The sequence below is a fragment of the Serratia sp. AXJ-M genome (genome assembly GCF_046531865.1).
GTDB classification, from domain to species: domain Bacteria; phylum Pseudomonadota; class Gammaproteobacteria; order Enterobacterales; family Enterobacteriaceae; genus Serratia; species Serratia liquefaciens.
This window is the reverse complement of sequence record NZ_CP059394.1, coordinates 1,532,705-1,552,639: the sequence shown is the minus strand read 5'-3', so window position 1 is coordinate 1,552,639 and position 19,935 is coordinate 1,532,705. Positions and strand designations below refer to the sequence as shown.

General features: G+C 55.1%; 20 protein-coding genes. 15 read left to right on the top strand and 5 right to left on the bottom strand.

Annotated features, from left to right (window positions below):
* Nucleotides 1–256: 256 nt before the first annotated feature.
* From ltnD to H0S68_RS07300, 6 genes are all read left to right on the top strand, one after another.
* The gene (gene ltnD / locus H0S68_RS07325) at nucleotides 257–1,171 is read left to right on the top strand and encodes an L-threonate dehydrogenase (RefSeq protein ID WP_410529280.1); all 915 of its coding nucleotides are present in this window, start codon (nucleotides 257–259) and stop codon (nucleotides 1,169–1,171) included.
* Entirely contained in the window at nucleotides 1,171–2,433 is a 1,263-nt protein-coding gene (otnK, locus tag H0S68_RS07320; protein ID WP_410529279.1) for a 3-oxo-tetronate kinase, read from the top strand. Before ltnD ends, otnK begins: the two co-directional genes overlap by 1 nt.
* Nucleotides 2,430–3,062, top strand: coding sequence for an aldolase (locus H0S68_RS07315; protein ID WP_122077830.1), 633 nt, complete (start codon nucleotides 2,430–2,432; stop codon nucleotides 3,060–3,062). Before otnK ends, H0S68_RS07315 begins: the two co-directional genes overlap by 4 nt.
* A 3-nt stretch (nucleotides 3,063–3,065) precedes the next feature.
* On the top strand, nucleotides 3,066–3,842 hold the full coding sequence (locus tag H0S68_RS07310; protein ID WP_410529278.1) for an HPr family phosphocarrier protein: 777 nt from the start codon (nucleotides 3,066–3,068) through the stop codon (nucleotides 3,840–3,842).
* Between the two features lie 105 nt (nucleotides 3,843–3,947).
* Nucleotides 3,948–5,318: a GntP family transporter gene (locus H0S68_RS07305; RefSeq protein ID WP_122077826.1), complete on the top strand. Its 1,371-nt coding sequence runs from the start codon at nucleotides 3,948–3,950 to the stop codon at nucleotides 5,316–5,318.
* Between the two features lie 52 nt (nucleotides 5,319–5,370).
* Complete coding sequence (locus H0S68_RS07300) at nucleotides 5,371–5,901, top strand: GNAT family N-acetyltransferase (RefSeq protein ID WP_020825925.1); 531 nt, start codon at nucleotides 5,371–5,373, stop codon at nucleotides 5,899–5,901.
* On the opposite strand, the gene H0S68_RS07295 is transcribed toward H0S68_RS07300, so the two are convergent.
* The gene (locus tag H0S68_RS07295; RefSeq protein ID WP_410529277.1) at nucleotides 5,896–6,783 is read right to left on the bottom strand and encodes a LysR family transcriptional regulator; all 888 of its coding nucleotides are present in this window, start codon (nucleotides 6,781–6,783) and stop codon (nucleotides 5,896–5,898) included. The two genes, H0S68_RS07300 and H0S68_RS07295, sit on opposite strands and share 6 nt — an antisense overlap.
* Before the next feature lie 94 nt (nucleotides 6,784–6,877).
* On the opposite strand from H0S68_RS07295, the gene H0S68_RS07290 reads away from it, so the two are divergent.
* A complete protein-coding gene (locus H0S68_RS07290; RefSeq protein ID WP_048761562.1) occupies nucleotides 6,878–7,861 on the top strand; it encodes a nitrilase family protein in 984 nt (327 codons plus the stop codon).
* A 101-nt stretch (nucleotides 7,862–7,962) separates the two neighbouring features.
* Here the strand turns inward: H0S68_RS07290 and ompX are convergent, their stop codons facing one another.
* Entirely contained in the window at nucleotides 7,963–8,481 is a 519-nt protein-coding gene (ompX, locus tag H0S68_RS07285) for an outer membrane protein OmpX (RefSeq protein WP_020825922.1), read from the bottom strand.
* A 396-nt stretch (nucleotides 8,482–8,877) separates the two neighbouring features.
* On the opposite strand from ompX, the gene rhtA reads away from it, so the two are divergent.
* Together rhtA and nanQ are read left to right on the top strand one after the other, a co-directional pair.
* Nucleotides 8,878–9,765, top strand: a complete 888-nt coding sequence (rhtA, locus tag H0S68_RS07280; protein WP_142815651.1) for a threonine/homoserine exporter RhtA — start codon at nucleotides 8,878–8,880, stop codon at nucleotides 9,763–9,765.
* 145 nt (nucleotides 9,766–9,910) lie between these two features.
* Nucleotides 9,911–10,378, top strand: coding sequence for an N-acetylneuraminate anomerase (gene nanQ, locus H0S68_RS07275; RefSeq protein ID WP_128864009.1), 468 nt, complete (start codon nucleotides 9,911–9,913; stop codon nucleotides 10,376–10,378).
* Between the two features lie 61 nt (nucleotides 10,379–10,439).
* Here nanQ and H0S68_RS07270 read toward each other — a convergent pair whose 3' ends face one another.
* Nucleotides 10,440–10,979, bottom strand: coding sequence for an adenylate kinase (locus H0S68_RS07270; RefSeq protein WP_122077820.1), 540 nt, complete (start codon nucleotides 10,977–10,979; stop codon nucleotides 10,440–10,442).
* Nucleotides 10,980–11,372: 393 nt separating this feature from the next.
* Between H0S68_RS07270 and dps the strand changes: the two genes are divergently transcribed.
* The 6 genes from dps to ybiO all read left to right on the top strand — a co-directional run bounded on the left by dps (nucleotide 11,373) and on the right by ybiO (nucleotide 17,280).
* The gene (gene dps, locus H0S68_RS07265) at nucleotides 11,373–11,876 is read left to right on the top strand and encodes a DNA starvation/stationary phase protection protein Dps (protein WP_020825918.1); all 504 of its coding nucleotides are present in this window, start codon (nucleotides 11,373–11,375) and stop codon (nucleotides 11,874–11,876) included.
* Between the two features lie 170 nt (nucleotides 11,877–12,046).
* Nucleotides 12,047–12,313, top strand: coding sequence for a DksA/TraR family C4-type zinc finger protein (locus H0S68_RS07260; RefSeq protein ID WP_020825917.1), 267 nt, complete (start codon nucleotides 12,047–12,049; stop codon nucleotides 12,311–12,313).
* Between the two features lie 359 nt (nucleotides 12,314–12,672).
* Nucleotides 12,673–13,416 carry a glutamine ABC transporter substrate-binding protein GlnH gene (glnH, locus tag H0S68_RS07255; RefSeq protein ID WP_046374121.1) on the top strand — a complete coding sequence of 248 codons (744 nt, stop codon included), beginning with the start codon at nucleotides 12,673–12,675 and terminating at the stop codon, nucleotides 13,414–13,416.
* A gap of 105 nt (nucleotides 13,417–13,521) precedes the next feature.
* Nucleotides 13,522–14,181, top strand: coding sequence for a glutamine ABC transporter permease GlnP (gene glnP / locus H0S68_RS07250; RefSeq protein WP_020825914.1), 660 nt, complete (start codon nucleotides 13,522–13,524; stop codon nucleotides 14,179–14,181).
* Nucleotides 14,178–14,900, top strand: a complete 723-nt coding sequence (gene glnQ, locus H0S68_RS07245) for a glutamine ABC transporter ATP-binding protein GlnQ (RefSeq protein WP_020825913.1) — start codon at nucleotides 14,178–14,180, stop codon at nucleotides 14,898–14,900. The genes glnP and glnQ overlap by 4 nt, the downstream gene beginning before the upstream one ends.
* Before the next feature lie 160 nt (nucleotides 14,901–15,060).
* Entirely contained in the window at nucleotides 15,061–17,280 is a 2,220-nt protein-coding gene (ybiO, locus tag H0S68_RS07240) for a mechanosensitive channel protein (protein WP_400825242.1), read from the top strand.
* 39 nt (nucleotides 17,281–17,319) lie between these two features.
* On the opposite strand, the gene H0S68_RS07235 is transcribed toward ybiO, so the two are convergent.
* Both H0S68_RS07235 and rlmF read right to left on the bottom strand, forming a co-directional pair.
* On the bottom strand, nucleotides 17,320–18,624 hold the full coding sequence (locus H0S68_RS07235) for a methyl-accepting chemotaxis protein (RefSeq protein ID WP_410529276.1): 1,305 nt from the start codon (nucleotides 18,622–18,624) through the stop codon (nucleotides 17,320–17,322).
* Nucleotides 18,625–18,929: 305 nt separating this feature from the next.
* The gene (rlmF, locus tag H0S68_RS07230; RefSeq protein ID WP_020825901.1) at nucleotides 18,930–19,895 is read right to left on the bottom strand and encodes a 23S rRNA (adenine(1618)-N(6))-methyltransferase RlmF; all 966 of its coding nucleotides are present in this window, start codon (nucleotides 19,893–19,895) and stop codon (nucleotides 18,930–18,932) included.
* Between the last annotated feature and the right edge of the window lie 40 nt (nucleotides 19,896–19,935).

The following is a 19,935-nucleotide window of genomic DNA, read 5'->3' as shown; positions in this document are numbered from 1 at the left end:
TAATTGTGATTTTACGTCAATTTTCGTTCGATGAAAGCAGCCATTTTGCAGGCCGTGAGATCGCTCATGGTATCGATGACTTATTTTAAATATTTTTAAAACAGTGAGATAACGCGATATCAACCTTTTTAAGCGCATCAATTAAGGCTCCACTTAATGTTAATAATTGTGATATCGATCGCTGACTCAGCGCATCAATGCGCTTACATTTAACACAACAAAACAAATTATCACTAAAATTAACACGAGGTGCCAAATGACACAGCCAGGGGATTTTGCAGTTTGCATCGTAGGGTTAGGTTCCATGGGAATGGGGGCGGCGAAGTCGTGCATTAATGCCGGGCTGACGACTTATGGTGTCGATCTTAACCCACAGGCGCTGGCCACATTGCAGCAGGCCGGGGCCAAACAGGCTGCCACCAGCGCAGATGGATTCGCCTCTGAGTTGGATGCGTTATTGCTGCTGGTGGTTAACGCTGCCCAGGTCAAGCAGATCCTGTTCGGCGAAAACGGCCTGGCGGCGAAGCTGAAGCCCAATACGCCAGTCATGGTCTCTTCCACCATCTCCGCTGCCGATGCCAGGCAGATAGAACAACAACTGCTGGCGCTTGGCCTGAACATGCTTGACGCTCCGGTTTCCGGTGGCGCAGCCAAGGCGGCTGATGGCCAAATGACGGTGATGGCATCCGGCGCAGAATCTACATTCCAACAATTGCAGCCGGTGCTGGACGCCGTTGCCGGCAAGGTCTATCGCATTGGTGAAGAGATTGGCCTGGGTGCCACGGTGAAAATCATCCACCAATTGCTGGCCGGTGTGCACATCGCCGCCGGAGCCGAGGCCATGGCGCTGGCTGCCCGCGCCGGTATTCCTCTGGATGTCATGTACGACGTCGTCACCCACGCGGCCGGCAATTCGTGGATGTTCGAGAACCGTATGCGTCACGTGGTTGACGGCGACTATGCGCCCAAATCGGCGGTGGATATCTTCGTGAAGGATCTGGGGCTGGTGGCGGATACCGCCAAAGCACTGCATTTCCCGCTGCCGCTGGCATCTACCGCTTTTAATATGTTTACCGCCGCCAGTAATGCCGGTTTCGGCAAAGAGGATGACAGCGCAGTGATCAAAATCTTCTCCGGTATCGACCTGCCGCAAAAGAAGGAGAACGCATAATGCTGCTCGGCGTAATTGCAGATGATTTTACCGGCGCGACCGACATTGCCAGCTTTCTGGTGGAAAACGGCCTGTCGACGGTGCAGTTAAATGGCGTACCGCATGATGAAATGCCGATTGAAGCGCAAGCGGTCGTTATCAGCCTGAAATCAAGATCCTGCCCAGCTTCGCAGGCAGTTGAACAATCTTTGCAGGCGCTGGCCTGGCTGCAGCGCCAGGGCTGCCGGCAATTTTACTTCAAATATTGCTCAACCTTCGACAGCACTGCGCAGGGTAACATCGGCCCGGTGACCGATGCGCTGCTTGATGCACTGGGCGAAAACCAAACGGTGATTTCCCCGGCGCTGCCGGTCAACGGCCGGACGGTGTATCAGGGCTATCTGTTTGTGTTGGATCAACTGCTGTCGGAGTCCGGCATGCGCCATCACCCGGTGACGCCGATGACCGACAGCAATCTGCTGCGGTTGATGGAAGCACAGGCTCAGGGACGCTGCGGACTGGTAACGGCCGCAGAGATGGATTGCGGTGCCGGCGCGGTGGTGGAAAAGCTGCAACAGCTGGCGCAGCAAGGCGTGCGATATGCGGTGCTGGATACGCTCAATGAGCAGCACTTGCTGACCCAGGGCGAAGCGCTGAAAAATATGAAGCTGGTGACCGGCGGATCGGGCCTGGCCATCGGCCTCGCACGGCAATGGGCTCAGCCGGGACAAGATCGTCCGCAGGCCGCGGGAGCCCCACAGGGGGAGAAAGCGGTGGTCCTGTCCGGCTCCTGCTCCGTCATGACCAATCGACAGGTCGCCCGATATCGTCAACAGGCCCCGGCCATGGCTATCGACGTGGCGCGTTGCCTTAGCGAAGCTGACCGCGCGGCCTATGTCACAGAACTGGCCGACTGGGTACAGCGGCAGGAAAATGCCCCGCTGGCCCCGCTGCTGTATGCCACCGCCGAACCGGAGAAACTGCAGCAGGTTCAGCAACAATATGGCATGGCTGCAGCCAGTCAGGCAGTGGAGTCACTGTTTGCCGGAGTGGTTAAACAGCTCCAACAATCAGGGTACCGTCGCTTTATCGTTGCCGGCGGCGAAACCTCTGGCGTAGTGACGCAGGCGCTGGGCATTCGCGGCTTCCACATCGGCCCCAGCATCTCTCCCGGCGTACCCTGGGTTCGCGCCATCGAACAACCGGTTTCACTGGCCCTTAAATCGGGCAATTTTGGCGATGATAACTTTTTCGCCCGGGCACAAACGGAATTCCCATTATGACAATGACGACCGAACAACAGGCACGCGAAGAGATGGTGCGCCTCGGAGCCTCATTCTTCCAACGCGGCTACGCCACGGGCTCTGCCGGTAACCTTTCTCTGTTGCTGGCGGACGGCACGCTGCTGGCAACCCCGACAGGATCCTGCCTGGGCGAACTGCAGGCCGAGCGGCTGTCGAAAGTCAGCCTGAACGGCGAATGGCTTTCCGGCGACAAACCCTCGAAAGAGATCAGCTTTCATCGTGCGCTGTATCTGAATAACCCAGAGTGCAAAGCGGTGGTGCACCTGCACTGTACCTACCTCACCGCGTTATCGTGCCTGCAAGGGTTGGACGTGGAGAATGCAATAAAACCCTTCACCCCTTATGTGGTGATGCGGGTCGGCAAGGTGCCGGTGGTGCCGTACTACCGCCCGGGTGATTTACGGCTGGCGGAAGACCTGGCCAAACTGGCACCGACCCACCGCGCCTTTTTGCTGGCCAATCACGGCCCGGTGGTTACGGGCAAGGATCTGCGGGCGGCAGCGGATAATACCGAAGAGATGGAAGATGCCGCCAGGCTGATTTTCACCCTCGGCGACCGCCCAATACGCTATTTGACCGATGATGAAATTACCGAGCTACGGAGCTGAACCATGCCTAAGTTTGCCGCCAATTTATCGATGATGTTTAACGAACTGCCATTCCTGGAAAGGTTCGAGGCTGCCGCAGCCGAAGGCTTCACGGCAGTCGAGTTCCTGTTTCCCTATGACTATCCGGCCGCATTGCTGACGGAACAACTGCGCAGCAACGGTTTGCAGCAGGTGCTGTTTAATACCGCGCCGGGCAATGCCGAAGCCGGCGAATGGGGGCTGGCGGCGGTGCCGGGCCGCGAGCAAGATGCGCGTGCGGATATCGATCGCGCCCTGGCTTACGCCATTGCGCTGAACTGCCCCAACGTGCACGTGATGGCCGGCGTCGTTCCCCCTGGAGCGGACTGGCAGCGCTATCGCGATACCTTTATCGATAATATTCGCTATGCCGCAGACCGCTTCGCCCAGCACGGCATCAAGGTGCTGATTGAAGCGCTCAGCCCACAGGTTAAGCCGCATTATCTGTTTTCCAGCCAGCACCAGGCAGCCGAACTGGTCGAGGCCATCGATCGCTCGAACGTCTTCGTACAGTTCGACTTTTTCCATGCTCAGTTGGTGGACGGCAACATCAGCGGGCTGATGCATTCGCTGGCCGGCCGCTACGCCCATATTCAGATTGCCTCGGTGCCGGATCGTCATGAACCGGACGACGGCGAACTGAATTACCCATGGCTGTTCGACCAACTGGACGCCATCGGCTATCAAGGTTGGATCGGTTGTGAATACCGGCCGCGTGGCGATACCACCGTCGGGCTTGATTGGCTAAGACCTTACCAGTAAGGCACTGCGCCAACCCAGGGATTTCCAAAACATAAAAATTAAACGCACCCGTATCGCCAGCCGGCGATCGCGGTGCCTGACTCTTACCCGATTAAAGGCTATTTCATGTCTACCTCTATGCTTTTGATGATTGCCGTATTAGGTGTGGTACTGCTCTTGCTGATGGTCATCAAGGCCAAGATCCAGCCCTTTGTCGCCTTGCTGGTGGTCAGTCTGTTGGTGGCGTTGGCCAGCGGCATTCCTACCGGCGAAGTGATGAAAGTGATGACCGCAGGTATGGGCGGCGTACTGGGTTCGGTGACCATTATCATCGGCCTGGGCGCGATGCTCGGCCGGATGATCGAACATTCTGGCGGTGCCGAATCGCTGGCCCAGCGCTTCAGCAAAGCTTTGGGGCCGAAACATACCGTGGCCGCCCTGACCATCGCCGCATTTATTCTCGGCATTCCGGTCTTTTTCGACGTCGGCTTTATCATCCTGGCGCCGATCATCTACGGTTTTGCCAAGGTCGCTAAAGTTTCGCCGCTGAAGTTCGGCCTGCCGATGGCCGGCGTAATGCTGACGGTTCACGTCGCCCTGCCGCCACATCCAGGCCCGGTCGCCGCAGCCGGGCTGCTGAACGCCGATATTGGCTGGCTGACCATTATCGGTCTCGCGATTTGTATTCCGGTAGGTGTGATCGGTTATTTCACAGCCAAGCATTTGAATCGTAAAACTTATCCACTGTCAATTGAGGTACTGGAACAGCTGCAGCTGGCAGCGCCCGAACCGGCGCCGGAAGGCAAAGCACCATTGAGCGACCGCATCAATCCGCCTGGCGCCGGGTTGGTGGCCGCGCTGATCGTCATTCCTATCGCGATTATCATGCTGGGCACCGTTTCGGCCACGCTGCTCGAGCCGGGTTCAGCACTGCGCGACACGCTTTCGTTGCTCGGCTCACCGGCGGTAGCGCTGATGATTGCCCTCTTGCTGGCATTCTACTTCCTGGCCATTCGTCGCGGCTGGAGCCTGCAACACACCAGCGACGTCATGGGGGGCGCTCTGCCGACCGCCGCGGTGGTGATCCTGGTTACCGGTGCCGGTGGCGTATTCGGCAAAGTCCTGGTGGAGTCAGGCGTGGGCAAGGCATTGGCAGACGTGCTGACCACCATCGGCCTGCCGTTGATCCCGGCAGCTTTTATCATTTCGCTGGCGCTGCGCGCCTCTCAGGGGTCCGCTACTGTAGCGATACTCACGACCGGTGGCCTGTTATCGGAAGCGGTTAGCGGGCTTAATCAGCTGCAATTGGTACTGGTCACTCTCGCCACCTGCTTCGGCGGGCTGGGCTTATCGCACGTAAATGACTCCGGCTTTTGGATCGTCACCAAATACCTCGGGCTTTCGGTCGCCGATGGCCTGAAAACCTGGACGGTACTGACGACGATCCTTGGCCTGAGCGGTTTCCTGTTCACCTGGTTACTGTGGCTGGCGGTGTAATTTCTCTGGCATACTGCACAGACCGCCTCTGGCTCTGTGCAGGAAAAAAATAATGCCTCTTATCACTACCGCACCGCTGTTGCTTACCGAACGTTTACGCCTTGATGCACATACGCTGGACGACTTTGACTCGCTGGCCGCCATGTGGGCCGATCCTGAAGTGGTTCGTTATATCGGCGGCACGCCGAGGGATCGTGAAGACTCCTGGGGCCGCCTGATGCGCTACGTCGGCCACTGGGCGTTGCTGGGTTATGGCTACTGGGCCGTGCGCGATAAAGTCAGCGGCGCTTACCTTGGCGGCATCGGTTTTTCCGACTTCCAGCGCAATATCCATCCGGCGCTTGATGCCCCCGAAATGGGCTGGACGCTGGTGACCTCGGCACAGGGTAAAGGCTATGCCACCGAAGCGCTGCGCGCGGCTTTGGCCTGGGGAAAAGACCATTTACCGGGCGATAAGGCGGTATGCATTATCTCCCCGGAAAATCAGCCCTCATTGGCATTGGCGAAGAAAGTCGGTTTCAGCGAAAGTCATCGCAGCGAGTACCACCAAAGCCCAATTCTGGTGATGCACTGCCCGCTATAAATCGACAACCTGACCCGACGCGGTAGCCAAAGCGACCTGGACAAAGTTATCCCGTAGCGCATCAGGCTGCTGCGGGTTCCAGGCGATACCGACTTGCCATTGGGTCTGTTCGCCGCTCAGCGGCAGAATATCGATGCCCGCCGGCGCAATATGCGTGACGCTATGCGGCAGCAGAGCAACGCCAATGCCGGCGGCAACCAGTGCCAGCAAGGTTTGAATATCACCGGCCTGCTGTACCACGTTAGGTGCCAGTTGATGGGCGGCAATAAAACGCAGCGACTGGTCGCTCAGCCCGCGCCCACGCTTGGGCGTCAACTGTAACAACGGTAAGGTGTTGAATTGCTCCATGAGGGTGTCCGCCCGCAGCGCCAGCGCCGAAGGCGCCGCCAGCACCAATCGGTCACTCAGCAACGCACTGGCGCGCAACGGCGTACTGACAGGTAATCGCACAAATCCCACCTGCAGCTCCCCCTGCAATAGCAACTGATATTGCCGTTCTGAAGGCAAGTCTTCCAACCCCACGGCAACCTCGGGAAAGCGATGACGGAAAGCGGCCACCAACTGCGGCGCCAGATGAAAGCTGGACAGGCCAAAGCCGATTGCCAAACGCCCCGCCTCCCCCCGTACCACCTGCACGGCTCGCTGCTGAAACTGCAGATGCTGAGCGACTAACGTTTGAGCTTCAGGATAGAGCCGTTGGCCGCTGGCGGTCAGTTGCGCCCCCTGACGGCCACGGTTAAACAAGCGGGCGCCCAGCAGCGTTTCCAACGCCTGGATCTGTTTGCTCAGCGCCGGCTGGGTGATGCACAGCCGCTCTGCCGCCAAGCGATAATTGCCCTGTTCGGCCAGCACCACGAAGGCGCGAAGTTGTCTTATATCCATTCCGTTAGGTTATCAAAAAAGGAATTCAATTGATTATACAGTAATCAATTGTTTTGCTGTAATCAACGCCAGATAACAGCCAAAAGGTAATCCTATGACAAACTCTCTACGCGCCGCGACGGTGCAGTTTCAGCATCGCGCCAATGATAAAAACTACAACCTGTCGGTGATCGAGGGCTTTATCACCCGCGCCGCCGCCGAACAGATCCAGCTGCTGACCTTCCCGGAAATGTGCATCACCGGCTATTGGCACGTACGCCACCTCAGCGCCGGTGAAATTGGTGCACTGGCGGAGCCCATCGCCGACAGCCCTTCGCTGGCGCGCATTCGCCCGCTGGCCGAACGCTATAACATGGCGATCGGCGTCGGGCTGATCGAATTGGGAGAGGACGGCAAATATTACAATGCCTACGCCGTCTGCCTGCCCGACGGCAAGCTTCACGTTCACCGTAAACTGCATGCCTTTGAACACCCGGCAATCGCCAGCGGCGACAGTTTCACCGTGTTCGACACCCCATGGGGTATCCGAATGGGGGTGCTGATCTGTTGGGACAATAACCTGGTTGAGAATGTCCGCGCGACCGCATTGCTGGGGGCAGAGGTGCTGTTGGCACCGCATCAGACCGGCGGCACTCATTCGCGTAGCCCACACGGCATGAAGCCGATCCCACTGGAAATTTGGCAACGGCGGCAGGAGGATCCGGCGGCGATAGAGGCGGCGTTTCGTGGCGAACACGGGCGTGGCTGGCTGATGCGCTGGCTCCCGGCACGTGCCCATGACAACGGTTTGTTTGTGTTATTCAGCAACGGAGTGGGACGTGACGATGACGAAGTGCGTACCGGCAATGCGATGATCCTCGACCCTTATGGCCGCATTCTGGCGGAAACCTGGGCGGCAGAAGATCAGATGGTCACGGCCAACCTTGATCTGTCGCTGATCCCGCTCAGTACGGGCCGCCGCTGGATCCACGGTCGTCGACCGGCACTGTACGACATTCTTACGCAGCCGCAAGGCTATGAGCGAGATGCCCGCAGCGCGCGGTTTTCAACGGAACCGGCGCAAAAACTGGGCAAGTGACCGACGCCGAATGACAGGCAAAAAAAATCCGCCCGAAGGCGGATTTTTATCTGATGCGGCCAACTGCGCCACATGCTCATGCCCGCAGGCATGGAGAAATCTTAGAAACGGTAGCCTACGCCAACGCTCCAGATACCAACGTCAACACTGCGGATACGGCTCTGCTCGTAACCAACGTCCAGTGCTACGTCCTGGATTGGGTTGAACTGCAGGCCAGCACCGTAGGTGAAGCCGTAGTCGCTGCTGCCGTTACGGTCAGTACCGTTTTGAGCGTTGTCGATGTTTTTACCGTAACCAACACCCACTACACCGTAGATGCTTGCCCAGTCGTTGAAGCGGTAAGCTGGACCGGCAGTGATAGAGTTGTACTGAGCTTTACCGTAGTAACCGTTCTCAGAACCGTTCTTCTCTACGTGGGTAAAGGAGCCGATAACACCCAGTGGGTTGTTGTCGAACTCGTAACGGTATTTCAGGTTGAAACCGTCGGCTTTGTTAGCAACGCCTTGGAGATCACCCTGCGCATAGCCAGCGGATACGGTGCTCTGACCAGCGAATGCGGTACCTGCGGTTACTGCTAATACACAGGCTGCTACTGCGGAAAGACATGCAATTTTTTTCATAACCACCTCAAACGCGTTATATTTTTAAGTAAATCCATTTGTTCATGCATTGAAAATATAACAAAAATTAGCGTGAAACTCTGCCTTAAAATGAGTGTCTAATGCTTTATATCGTGTAACATTAGATTTCAAGAACAGTGTATCTACTTCATTTCGCTCTATTTTCGAGCCGCATTCTACGCGTTTCTGTGATAAGAATCACCTATTTAATATCCAGACAATTCTTAAAAAAAGAGCACTTTTTGACCATAAAAGCTGTTCTGGTGCCGTAAGCCAGCGCTTTTTTTCGTTGAAAATGCTTTTCTCAGACACATTTACCGCAATTCATTTACACTGCCGTCATCCAAACATCGACCTCTTCCCAGATCGTGGGAAATGCATAAAAGGCTCTAAAGGATGTCTTCGTCTGCAACCGCAAAAGCGTCTTCTACGCTGCTGCCAATCTGCCTGTTGATCATCGCTATGGTCTCTATCCAAAGCGGTGCCTCCCTGGCCAAAAGCCTGTTCCCGCTGGTCGGCGCAGAAGGCATCACCACGCTGCGTTTGAGTATCGGCACGCTGATCCTCTTTATTATCTTCCGCCCGTGGCGCATGCGATTTGCCGCCGGTAGCCGACTACCGTTGTTCATTTACGGTCTGGCGCTGGGCGCGATGAATTACCTGTTTTATCTTTCTCTGCGTACTCTGCCGCTCGGTATCGCCGTGGCATTGGAGTTCACCGGCCCGCTGGCGGTCGCCATGTTCTCTTCACGCCGTGCGATTGACTTTTTGTGGGTGGCACTGGCGATCGCCGGACTCTGGTTCCTGCTGCCGTTGGGCCATGACATGGGCAGCATCGATCCCTTCGGCGCCGCCTGTGCGCTGGGTGCCGGTGCCTGTTGGGCGGTCTACATTATCTGCGGCCAGAAAGCCGGTGGCGACCACGGGCCGGGAACCGTTGCGGTGGGTTCACTGATTGCCGCCGTGGTGTTTTGCCCGATTGGCGCCTGGCAAGCCGGCAGCGCACTGCTGAACATTGATATCCTGCCGGTCGCCCTGGCCGTAGCTATCCTCTCTACCGCGCTGCCCTATTCGCTGGAAATTATCGCGTTGCCAAAAATACCGGCGCGGACTTTCGGCACATTGATGAGTTTGGAACCGGCACTGGCTGCGCTTTCGGGCATGTTGTTCCTGAATGAACACCTGACGACGGTGCAATGGCTGGCGCTGGCGGCGATCATTACCGCCTCTATGGGGGCGACCCTGACCATCAAACCCAAACCGCAAATCGAAAACTTGTCCTGAGGATCGACCGCGCCTGCATTTACCCAAAGCGGAATGCAGGCGGGTTAACTGTTTTCACGCTGGCAAACAGGCATACTTTTCCCCGCAGTCCCCCCAGGTAGTTATGGAAATAAACCCGGCAGGGTTAACCACATGGAGAGTTAAAGTGATTTATAACACGCTGTTTAACCCACGCTATGGGCGTGGGCTGTCACCGACACTGGTCGAAACCCTCACCGCTGTGCGTCAATACGATCTCGCCGAGCTGGCTCAGGGGCGGCATGAGATAAAGGGTGAGAAGATCTTTATGGACGTGATGACGCTAACCACCGGGCTAGCGGAAACCCGACGTGCAGAGCTGCATCAGGAATATGCCGCCATTCATCTGCTCCTCGGCGGTGAAGAACGCATTGATTACGGTTTGCCGGGGGATTGGCAAAGTGAGTTGCCTTATGACGATGCACGAGATGTACAACTGCTGGATATCATACGCCACCGCCAGACGCTGGCGATGTTTCCCGGTATGTACGCCATATTTTTACCTCATGAGCCGCACAAAGTCGCTTGCCAACTTAATGTATCGATGCCAATCAAAAAAGCGGTGATAAAGGTGCATTACACCCTGCTGCTGTAATTGGCCAGCCGGTCTGTCTGGATGACCGACCTCCCATCGCGCTGAGCGAAAGCCGCCCTGATCAATACTGGGGCAAAGCGCGTATAAACCTCGCCGTCTGCGCCGGAGAGCGCAGTTGGATAAAGCGGATATGGCGATACCGGGCATCGTTCATATCCGCAAGGTAGCCGGCCCGGTTTTTACGGTAGGTCTTGATGGTCCATAAAACGATGGAATCACGGCTGAAAAAGGAACGGCGGAAGCTCTCGCGGTTACCGGTGCCGGGCCACAACTCGGTACCTTGCCATGCGCGTGTAGCGGCACGACGCACCGCCTGAAACAGCGTACGACAAAAGCCATAATCTACCCATACCACCCAATCAACGCTTTCCCATTTAATCGTTTTGGTCCGGCTGTAATTGCCGTCAAGCACCCAGCCGGACTCCGCCTTGGCCAGCGCCTGCGCGACCTGCGCCAAAAACTCGTCATCGGGTGTACCCTGCCATTGCGGACGCCAAAACAGCTTGTCCAGCTCGATATGAGGCAGCGCAAACTTTTCCGCTAGCTGGCGCGCCACCGTGCTTTTGCCACTGCCACTGGTTCCAACGACGTTAATTTTCATGGGAGCGAATTCTGAGATGGAGGGAAATAGCTTAGCGGGATGTTATTCGTCTATCAATATGAATTAACAGGCAATTAATAAAATGAAATAAAAATGATTTAGAATGACGAATTTTGATGAAAATATAAATGAAAATGGTTATTAAACGCCTTCCTGAAATTATTACCCTGCGGAACCACCCTCACGAGAGAGGACGAAATAATATCATTACAATTCAAACCATTAGTAAAAAAATAAATATATCCCTATAACCTTACCCTTACTGGAGTTAATTTTCAATTCGTTAGAACCTATTTATCCAATAGCCATTTTCGGCCTGCAAAATGCTATATCGCTGCTATAATTACTCCCGTGACAAAAATAGGACAACGAACTAACGAGAGGATATCTGATATGAGTACCGCTAAACTGGTGAAAACGAAATCTTCTGAGCTGCTTTACACTCGTAATGACATGGACGAAAAAACCAAACTGGAAGCCATCAAGGCGTTGAACCATCAGGTGGTGCAGTTTACCGACCTGTCGTTGATCACCAAGCAGGCGCACTGGAACATGCGTGGCGCCAACTTCATTGCCGTGCATGAAATGCTGGACGGGTTCCGTACCGCCATCATCGATCACCTGGACACTTTTGCCGAGCGCGTGGTGCAGTTGGGCGGCGTAGCATTGGGTACCGTGCAGGTCGTGAATGACAAGACCCCGCTGAAAAGCTATCCGACCAACATCCACAGCGTGCAGGAACACCTGAAAGCGCTGGCCGATCGCTACGGTGTGGCTGCGAACGACATTCGCAAGGCCATCACAGAAGTCGCTGATGAAGATACCGCGGATATGTTTACCGCTGCGTCACGCGATCTGGACAAGTTCCTGTGGTTTATCGAGTCCAACATCGAATAAATCTGCGCGACAAACAATCAAAGCGTTCCGCATTGCGGGATTGAACAGGCTGCGGGCTTTGCCCCGGCCTGTTTTTCTTTTACGCCGCTTGAATTGCTCAAAAAACAGCCCATAGTAGATAAATAGTAGATAAAACGAACTGATGAAGACTCAGCACTAGCGAGGTGATCATGGCAAGCGGATGGGCGGCAGACGGTGCCGTACAAGATCAAATCGACTCTACCGTCGATGATGCCGTACAGCGTGCCAGACAGGCGCTGGGACAGGGCGAAAGCGAACATTACTGTCAGGAATGCGGAGAGGAAATCCCTCTGGCGCGTCGGCAGGCACTGAAAGGCGTGCGTTATTGCCTGGCCTGCCAAACCGAGTTGGATAAAAAGCAGGCGGCAAGCAGTTTATATAACCGTCGCGGCAGTAAAGACAGCCAGTTGCGTTGAGCTTATCAACGCAAAATATCCCCCATGGACCTCTCTGACAGAACACTCCTGCACCAAATGCAACAAGCTTGCGGCATAAAAGTTAGAGTTAGTTATCAATATTGAAGCGAAACCGTTAACTATCGGTTGTTTCAACCCCATTATTTGGTTAATGATAGACCCATGCACCACCAGGTCGCCAAAAGCACCATTTTGGGGCCTCAATTTGGTGCATAAAAATAATAATTCGACCTTCAGAGCCAACATCACACCGCAACTCTTTGTTTTTATAGTAGTTGAAAACATGGCACGATTTTTTCATGGCACCAACTGCAATATAAAAAATGGGTAATCCGCAACCTGTACAGGAAATTCCTCTCATGAAGTCAATTTTTAAAGTCTCCCTGGCCGCACTTTCGCTGGCCTTTGCCGTAAGCTCCCACGCAGCAGACAAACTGGTCGTCGCCACCGATACCGCGTTCGTTCCTTTTGAATTCAAACAAGGCGATAAATACGTTGGTTTCGATATCGACCTGTGGGCCGCTATCGCCAAAGAACTGAAACTGGATTACACCCTGAAGCCTATGGATTTCAGCGGCATCATCCCGGCACTGCAAACCAAAAATATCGACCTGGCGCTGGCGGGCATCACCATTACCGAAGAACGTAAAAAAGCCATCGAATTCTCTGACGGCTACTACAAAAGCGGCCTGCTGGTGATGGTTAACGCCAACGATAACAGCATCAAGGGCATTGACGATCTGAACGGCAAAGTGGTGGCGGTGAAGAGTGGCACCGGCTCCGTGGATTACGCCAAGCAGCACATCAAAACCAAAGACCTGCGTCAGTTCCCGAACATCGATAACGCCTATATGGAACTGGGCACCAAACGCGCTGACGCGGTGCTGCACGACACACCAAACATTCTGTACTTCATTAAAACCGCCGGCGCCGGCAAGTTCAAAACCGTTGGCGACTCGCTGGAAGCACAGCAATACGGCATCGCCTTCCCTAAAGGCAGTGACGAACTGCGCGTGAAGGTGAATGGCGCGCTGAAAACGCTGCGCGACAACGGCACCTACAACGAAATCTACAAAAAATGGTTCGGTACCGAACCTAAATAACGGATGAAGTCAGTCACTGATTCACTTAAGCACAGGGGTGGTGCCTTAGCCCCTGCGCTTTGTTGTATCTGATTCCCACGTTTGGGATCACCGGGAGAAAACACCATGCAGTTCGACTGGAGCGCCATCTGGCCCGCCATCCCTATCCTGTTAGAAGGCGCCAAAATGACCCTGTGGATTTCGGTCCTCGGTCTGATTGGCGGCCTGATCATCGGCCTCGTTGCCGGTTTTGCCCGTACCTACGGCGGTTGGATTGCCAACCACATCGCCCTGGTATTCATCGAAGTTATTCGCGGCACGCCTATCGTGGTGCAGGTGATGTTTATCTACTTCGCCTTGCCGATGGCGTTCAGCGATTTGCGCATCGATCCCTTTAGCGCGGCGGTGGTCACCATCATGATCAACTCCGGCGCCTACATTGCGGAAATCACTCGCGGCGCCGTATTGTCGATCCACAGCGGCTTCCGTGAAGCAGGTCTGGCGTTGGGTCTGTCGCGCCGCGAAACCATCCGTTATGTCATTATGCCACTGGCGCTGCGCCGCATGCTGCCGCCGCTGGGTAACCAGTGGATCATCAGCATTAAAGACACCTCGCTGTTTATCGTGATCGGCGTGGCGGAACTGACCCGTCAGGGCCAGGAAATTATTGCCGGCAACTTCCGCGCGCTGGAAATCTGGAGCGCCGTGGCGGTTATTTATCTGATTATTACCCTGGTGCTGAGCTTCGTGCTGCGTCGTCTGGAAAGAAGGATGAAAATCCTGTGATTGAATTTAAAAACGTCTCCAAGCACTTTGGGCAAACCCAGGTGCTGCACAATATCGACCTGAAAATTAATCAGGGTGAAGTGGTGGTGATTATCGGGCCTTCCGGCTCCGGCAAATCCACGCTGCTGCGCTGCATCAACAAATTGGAAGAGATCACCAGTGGCGATCTGATCGTCGACGGTCTGAAAGCCAACGATCCCAAGGTTGACGATCGTCTGATCCGTCAGGAAGCCGGCATGGTATTCCAACAGTTTTACCTGTTCCCACACCTGACCGCACTGGAAAACGTTGCCTTCGGCCCGATCCGCGTACGCGGTTTGAAAAAGTCGGACGCGGAAAAACTGGCGCGCGAACTGCTGGCCAAAGTCGGCCTGGCGGAGCGTGCACATCACTACCCTTCCGAGCTTTCCGGCGGCCAACAGCAGCGCGTGGCTATCGCCCGTGCGCTGGCGGTAAAACCGAAAATGATGCTGTTTGATGAACCGACCTCCGCACTTGATCCGGAACTGCGCCATGAAGTGCTGAAGGTTATGCAGGATCTGGCGGAAGAAGGCATGACCATGGTCATCGTCACCCACGAAGTCGGCTTTGCCGAAAAAGTGGCTTCGCGACTGATCTTTATTGATAAAGGCCGGATTGCGGAAGACGGCAACCCGCATGACCTGATCAACCACCCGCCAAGCCCGCGCTTGCAGGAGTTCTTGCAGCACGTATCCTGATTTACCCTACCCAGCGGTGGGCCTGTTCCGGGCCCGCCGTTTCTATATGGCAATAGCACGCGTTATCACTCCCTGCGCCTCTTCATTTTCTACTATATTCTTTGTTTTTCTTAACATTTGTAATTAATCCGCCGATTTACAGAGCCCCAAGAGAGGATACATGCCCGCAACCGCATACTCCCGATTCGGTTCTCATCTGCGAGAACAGCTGTTTCCCCTGTTGCTGCTGCTGATCACTTATGCAGTTTCTCCACTGGCAACGGCGCAGCCCGCACAGGATCCCGCGCCCAGTGGCCAAACCGAGCAGCAAAAAACCTCCTACGCGGCGCTCGCAGATATTCTGCAAGACGACAAAGCCCGTGCCGAACTGATTAACCATCTGAGACAGGCTGCGGATCAACCAGCCGCAGCGCAGCCCAAGTCAGCAACGCCCGAGCCGTCAGACTCGCTGAGCGAAAGCCTGACCAGTTTGGCGCAAGACAGCCTTAGCACCCTCGACAAGAAGTTAAACTCGAGGCAAAAACTGATCGACTCTGGGCCAAAACGCACTTTCCATCCGGACGTTTTTTTTCGGGCTTTGGGCTATTTTCTGCTGACGGTTGCGCTGACCTTTGCCCTCTTCCATCTGATCCGCCGGATAATCCGCCCGCTATACAAACGCATCGGCAACTGGGGGCACAACGCCAAACTTCAGCATGATTCGTGGTACAAACTGCCAACGGCGATCCTCGGCGCCTTCGCTATCGATTTGCTGGTGTTGTTGCTGGCACTGACTGCCGGTAATCTGTTTGCCCGTCATGTCCACGCCGACAACGCCACCATATTGCGGCTGCAAACCCTGTTTCTTAGCGCCTTCGCGGTGATCGAATTCTTCAAGGCGGTACTGCGGCTGATTTTTGCACCCAATTTCGATTACCTGCGTCCTTTTGCGTTCTCCGATGCCGTCGCCCATTACTGGAATACGCGCCTTGCCTGGCTGAGTGGCCTGATCGGCTACGGCCTGATGGTGGTGGTGCCGGTAGTGGCGACACAGATCAGTTACCCCGCAGCCGCCGCAGCCAATCTGGTCATCATGCTGGCACTGACGCTATACGCACTGGCGTTGATCCTGCGTAACCGCAAGCCGATACAGCTCCAGATTAACCTGCTGGCCGAACGATCGATGGCGTTCTTCAGCATCATTCTGCGCGGTTTGGGCCATGTCTGGCACCTGCTGGCGATCGCTTATTTCCTGGTGCTGTTTGTCCTGTCGCAGTTCGATATTGGCAACAGCCTGAACTTTATGATGACCGCAACGGTAAAAAGCCTGGTGGTTATCGGCGTCGGGGCGTTGATCTCCGGCCAACTGACCCGCTGGATTTTCCGCCGTATTTCGCTGCCGGATGATGTCAACCGACGCTATCCGATGCTGGAACGTCGTATTAATTCCTATATTCCCAATGGGTTGAAAATATTGCGGGTGATGGTGGTGCTGACGGTCACGCTGCTGCTGTTTGACGCCTGGCATCTGATCAACCTTTACCAGTGGGCAAGCAGCGAAAACGGGGAAAAAATCGTCGGCGGACTGGTACATATCCTGCTGATCCTGGTGATTGCGGTTATCAGCTGGACGCTGATGGCCAGCGTTATCGAACATCGACTGGCGCTGGAGTTGAGCAACGGCATCCGTCCCAGCGCGCGTGAACGCACGCTGCTGACGCTGTTTCGTAACGTGCTGGCCATCGTTATCAGCACCATTACCATTATGATTGTGCTGTCGCAGGTGGGGATTAATATTGCCCCGCTGCTGGCCGGGGCCGGGGCGTTGGGGCTGGCCATCAGTTTTGGCGCGCAAACGCTGGTAAAGGACGTGATCACCGGCGTATTCATCCAGTTTGAGAACGGCATGAATACCGGCGAGTACGTCACCGTCAGCGGCATTACCGGTACGGTTGAGCGCATGACCATCCGGTCGATTGGCCTGCGGGACGATTACGGCGTGTATCATATCGTCCCCTTTTCTTCGATCACGACGCTGGCGAATTACGCCCGTGAATTTGGCGTGTACCGCGCCAACTACAGCGTTAGCCGTGACGAAGATATCGATCATGTCCATGAGGTGCTGCATCAAGCCGTCGCCGCGTTGAAACAAGACGAACAGGTGAAGAGCTTTTTGGTGGGCGAACCGGTGTTCAACGGCGTAGTGGCGCTGGGCGATCGCTCCTTCACCACCCGGGTGACCGTGCGTACCCAGGCGTTAAAGCAGTGGGTGGTACAGTATGCCCTCGACCGTCTGGTCAAAATACACTTTGATCAAGCCGGTATCGCTATGCCGCAACAGGCCATTCAACTTTCTTATGCGCCAGATACGCAACAGTCGGCAACAAAACAAGTTGAGTGAGAATGACGCTAACCCCCGCAGGGGTTAGCGTCACCGACCTCAGTGCAACGACTCTCCCTGCTGCATCGTGGTAAACGTCTGCATCAGTTTGACCACATCCTGCATACCTATATTCACCCGATTAATCACTTCACCGGCATCGTGCGTCAACGCCACGCCACCGCCAGCCTGTTCCACACAGACCGCCATGCCGGCTATGGCCGCCGCCACTCCCTGCTGAATAGATTTGGTGATACGTTCAATTTCAGTCGCCGCCTGGCGAGACTGTTCCGCCAGAGTACGTACTTCATTAGCGACAACGGCAAATCCGCGCCCATGCTCACCCGCATGCGCTGCCTCAATCGAAGCGTTAATCGCCAACAGGTTGGTTTGAGAGGCGATTTTACGGATTGCCTCCACCATAGTGCCTATCTGCTGTGAACCAATGCCCAGCTCACTGACCACCGCGGAGGTATCGCGCGCGGCCGCTTCAACCTGTTGCATGCCTGCGACCGCCTGCTGGACGATCACGGCCCCTTGTGCAGCGGTCCGGTCAGTATCCAGTGATAAATGGTGGGCATTACGCACCATTTCTTCTTCGTGCTGCTGTTGGATCATCTGCCGGGTGATATCTTGAGCAATTTTCACCACTTTGACCACTTGCCCATCATCATCAAGAATCGGGTTGTAACTGGCCTCCAGCCATACCCGCTCTCCGCGCCGGTTCACCCGTTCAAAACGCCCGGTGATAAACTCGCCGCGTGCGAGACGCCGCCAATGCTGGCGGTAATCGTCAGAATGGGCAAACTCAGGTGGGCAGAGCACCGCATGCGCCTGTCCCCGCGCCTCCTCGATTCGGTAGCCCATCAATTTCAGCATATTGTCGTTGGCGGCAAGAATCTTGCCGTGCGCGTCAAAGGTGATCATTGCCATCGAACGGTTTAGCGCCGACAGCAGGCTCTGATGCTCCTGCGCCTGGGTGATGCGCTCCGTCACAACGCTGGCGATCTTGACGATCTCCACCACCCGCCCCTGTTTATTCATCACCGGGGTATAGGTGCCCTGCAGCCACACGGCCTCGCCGTCTTTGCGAATGCGTTTTATATTATCGGTAATGGGCTTGCCGTTATTTAACATATCCCAGTGTTTGCGATATGCCGGGCTGACGACATATTCCGGGGAACAAAAGAGGCGGTGATGCTGGCCGATAACTTCCTGTCGTTGAAATCCCATCGTTTTTAGAAATAAATCGTTAGCGCGCAGCACGGTGCCATCGGGTTTAAATACGATCATGGCAACGGCATTTTCTATCGCGCTCAACTCGGCACGGCTGTGGGTGTTTAACTGACTGAATCGTAACAGCATAGGGTTAAAATCCTTCTGGCAGATGATTTAGCAGACAAGTGCTTTTCATTTTATTTTTCTGCACGCTGCGCCCACACGCAGACGTGCATCACCCTGAGAAACAGGCAGGCCTAATTCTCCTGGCAGATAAAACTCACCGGATTAAAATATCAATTAAGTAAGGTAACTATTGTGTTTTGAATAAATAACTTATTTAAGATTTTTAGTATTGGACGACGTATTGAGAATAACGCAACATGCGGAAATTGAAAGGGAAACGCGAAGATTTATAGGTGCCGGTCAAATAACCGGCACCCAGGGGGGAGTTAACGCCAGCGTTCTGCCGCCCAGGCAGCCTGCTGTTCCGCGTCGTGGAAGGTCCAGGCTACAAAACGGCTGATCTTTTGCCCTTGCGCCATCTCAATGGTGCGCACTTCGGCGGCGCCGGCTAGCTTCAACGCATGGTAAATCGATGGCAAAGTGGTGTTTTTGGAGATAAGCGAGGTGAACCACAGGCAGTTTTGCGCCTTACTCACGCTTTCCTCTACCATTTTACGCACGAAGGCTTCTTCGCCGCCTTCGCACCACAGCTCGTTATTTTTGCCGCCAAAGTTCTGTACCGGCTTATCCGCCACCTCACCCTTGCCCAGCTTATGCAGTTTGCGGCGGGTACTCGCCTGCGCTTCCTGCTCTGAACCGTGGAACGGTGGGTTACACAACGTGGCGTCGAACTTCTCCGCCACGCCAATGATGCCGTTAAAGATAAACTCAGGCTGTTTTTGCAAACGTAAACGTACGCTGTTTCTCAGTGTCGGGTTCATCTCGACAATCATTTTGGCCGAATTGAGCGACACCGGGTCGATCTCTGAACCGGTAAAGCGCCAGCCGTATTCACGCAGGCCGACGATCGGGTAAATGCAGTTGGCACCAATGCCTACGTCGAGGATCGCCACGCCTTTACCACGCGGTATCTCACCGCCGTTGCTGGTCGCCAACAAGTCGGCCAGGTGGTGCAAATAGTCGGCGCGTCCTGGGATCGGCGGACACAGATAATCGGCGGGAATATCCCAATGTTCGATACCATAAAAATGTTGCAGCAACGCACGGTTGAGCATTTTAACCGCCGCCGGATCGGCAAAATCTACCGAAATATCGCCCCAGGCATTCGGCTTGACGAACGGCTCCAGCGCAGGGCAGCTGGCGATCAGCGCCGGGAAATCATAGCGCGAGCGATGACGGTTACGCGGGTGCAGGCCGCTTTTCTGCTGCGGGAAGGTTTTCTTTTTTTCCACCGTGACGGGCTCTCTTAAAGGTATTTCTGGCGCGTAAGAT

Coding starts and splice junctions, on each gene's coding strand:
- H0S68_RS07305 (WP_122077826.1), top strand. CDS start 3,948: ATGTCTACCTCTATGCTTTTGATGATTGCCGTATTAGGTGTGGTACTG.
- H0S68_RS07310 (WP_410529278.1), top strand. CDS start 3,066: ATGCCTAAGTTTGCCGCCAATTTATCGATGATGTTTAACGAACTGCCA.
- rhtA (WP_142815651.1), top strand. CDS start 8,878: ATGTCTTCGTCTGCAACCGCAAAAGCGTCTTCTACGCTGCTGCCAATC.
- H0S68_RS07300 (WP_020825925.1), top strand. CDS start 5,371: ATGCCTCTTATCACTACCGCACCGCTGTTGCTTACCGAACGTTTACGC.
- H0S68_RS07270 (WP_122077820.1), bottom strand. CDS start 10,979: ATGAAAATTAACGTCGTTGGAACCAGTGGCAGTGGCAAAAGCACGGTG.
- ybiO (WP_400825242.1), top strand. CDS start 15,061: ATGCCCGCAACCGCATACTCCCGATTCGGTTCTCATCTGCGAGAACAG.
- ompX (WP_020825922.1), bottom strand. CDS start 8,481: ATGAAAAAAATTGCATGTCTTTCCGCAGTAGCAGCCTGTGTATTAGCA.
- ltnD (WP_410529280.1), top strand. CDS start 257: ATGACACAGCCAGGGGATTTTGCAGTTTGCATCGTAGGGTTAGGTTCC.
- glnH (WP_046374121.1), top strand. CDS start 12,673: ATGAAGTCAATTTTTAAAGTCTCCCTGGCCGCACTTTCGCTGGCCTTT.
- H0S68_RS07235 (WP_410529276.1), bottom strand. CDS start 18,624: ATGCTGTTACGATTCAGTCAGTTAAACACCCACAGCCGTGCCGAGTTG.
- H0S68_RS07295 (WP_410529277.1), bottom strand. CDS start 6,783: ATGGATATAAGACAACTTCGCGCCTTCGTGGTGCTGGCCGAACAGGGC.
- dps (WP_020825918.1), top strand. CDS start 11,373: ATGAGTACCGCTAAACTGGTGAAAACGAAATCTTCTGAGCTGCTTTAC.
- otnK (WP_410529279.1), top strand. CDS start 1,171: ATGCTGCTCGGCGTAATTGCAGATGATTTTACCGGCGCGACCGACATT.
- H0S68_RS07260 (WP_020825917.1), top strand. CDS start 12,047: ATGGCAAGCGGATGGGCGGCAGACGGTGCCGTACAAGATCAAATCGAC.
- glnP (WP_020825914.1), top strand. CDS start 13,522: ATGCAGTTCGACTGGAGCGCCATCTGGCCCGCCATCCCTATCCTGTTA.
- H0S68_RS07315 (WP_122077830.1), top strand. CDS start 2,430: ATGACAATGACGACCGAACAACAGGCACGCGAAGAGATGGTGCGCCTC.
- H0S68_RS07290 (WP_048761562.1), top strand. CDS start 6,878: ATGACAAACTCTCTACGCGCCGCGACGGTGCAGTTTCAGCATCGCGCC.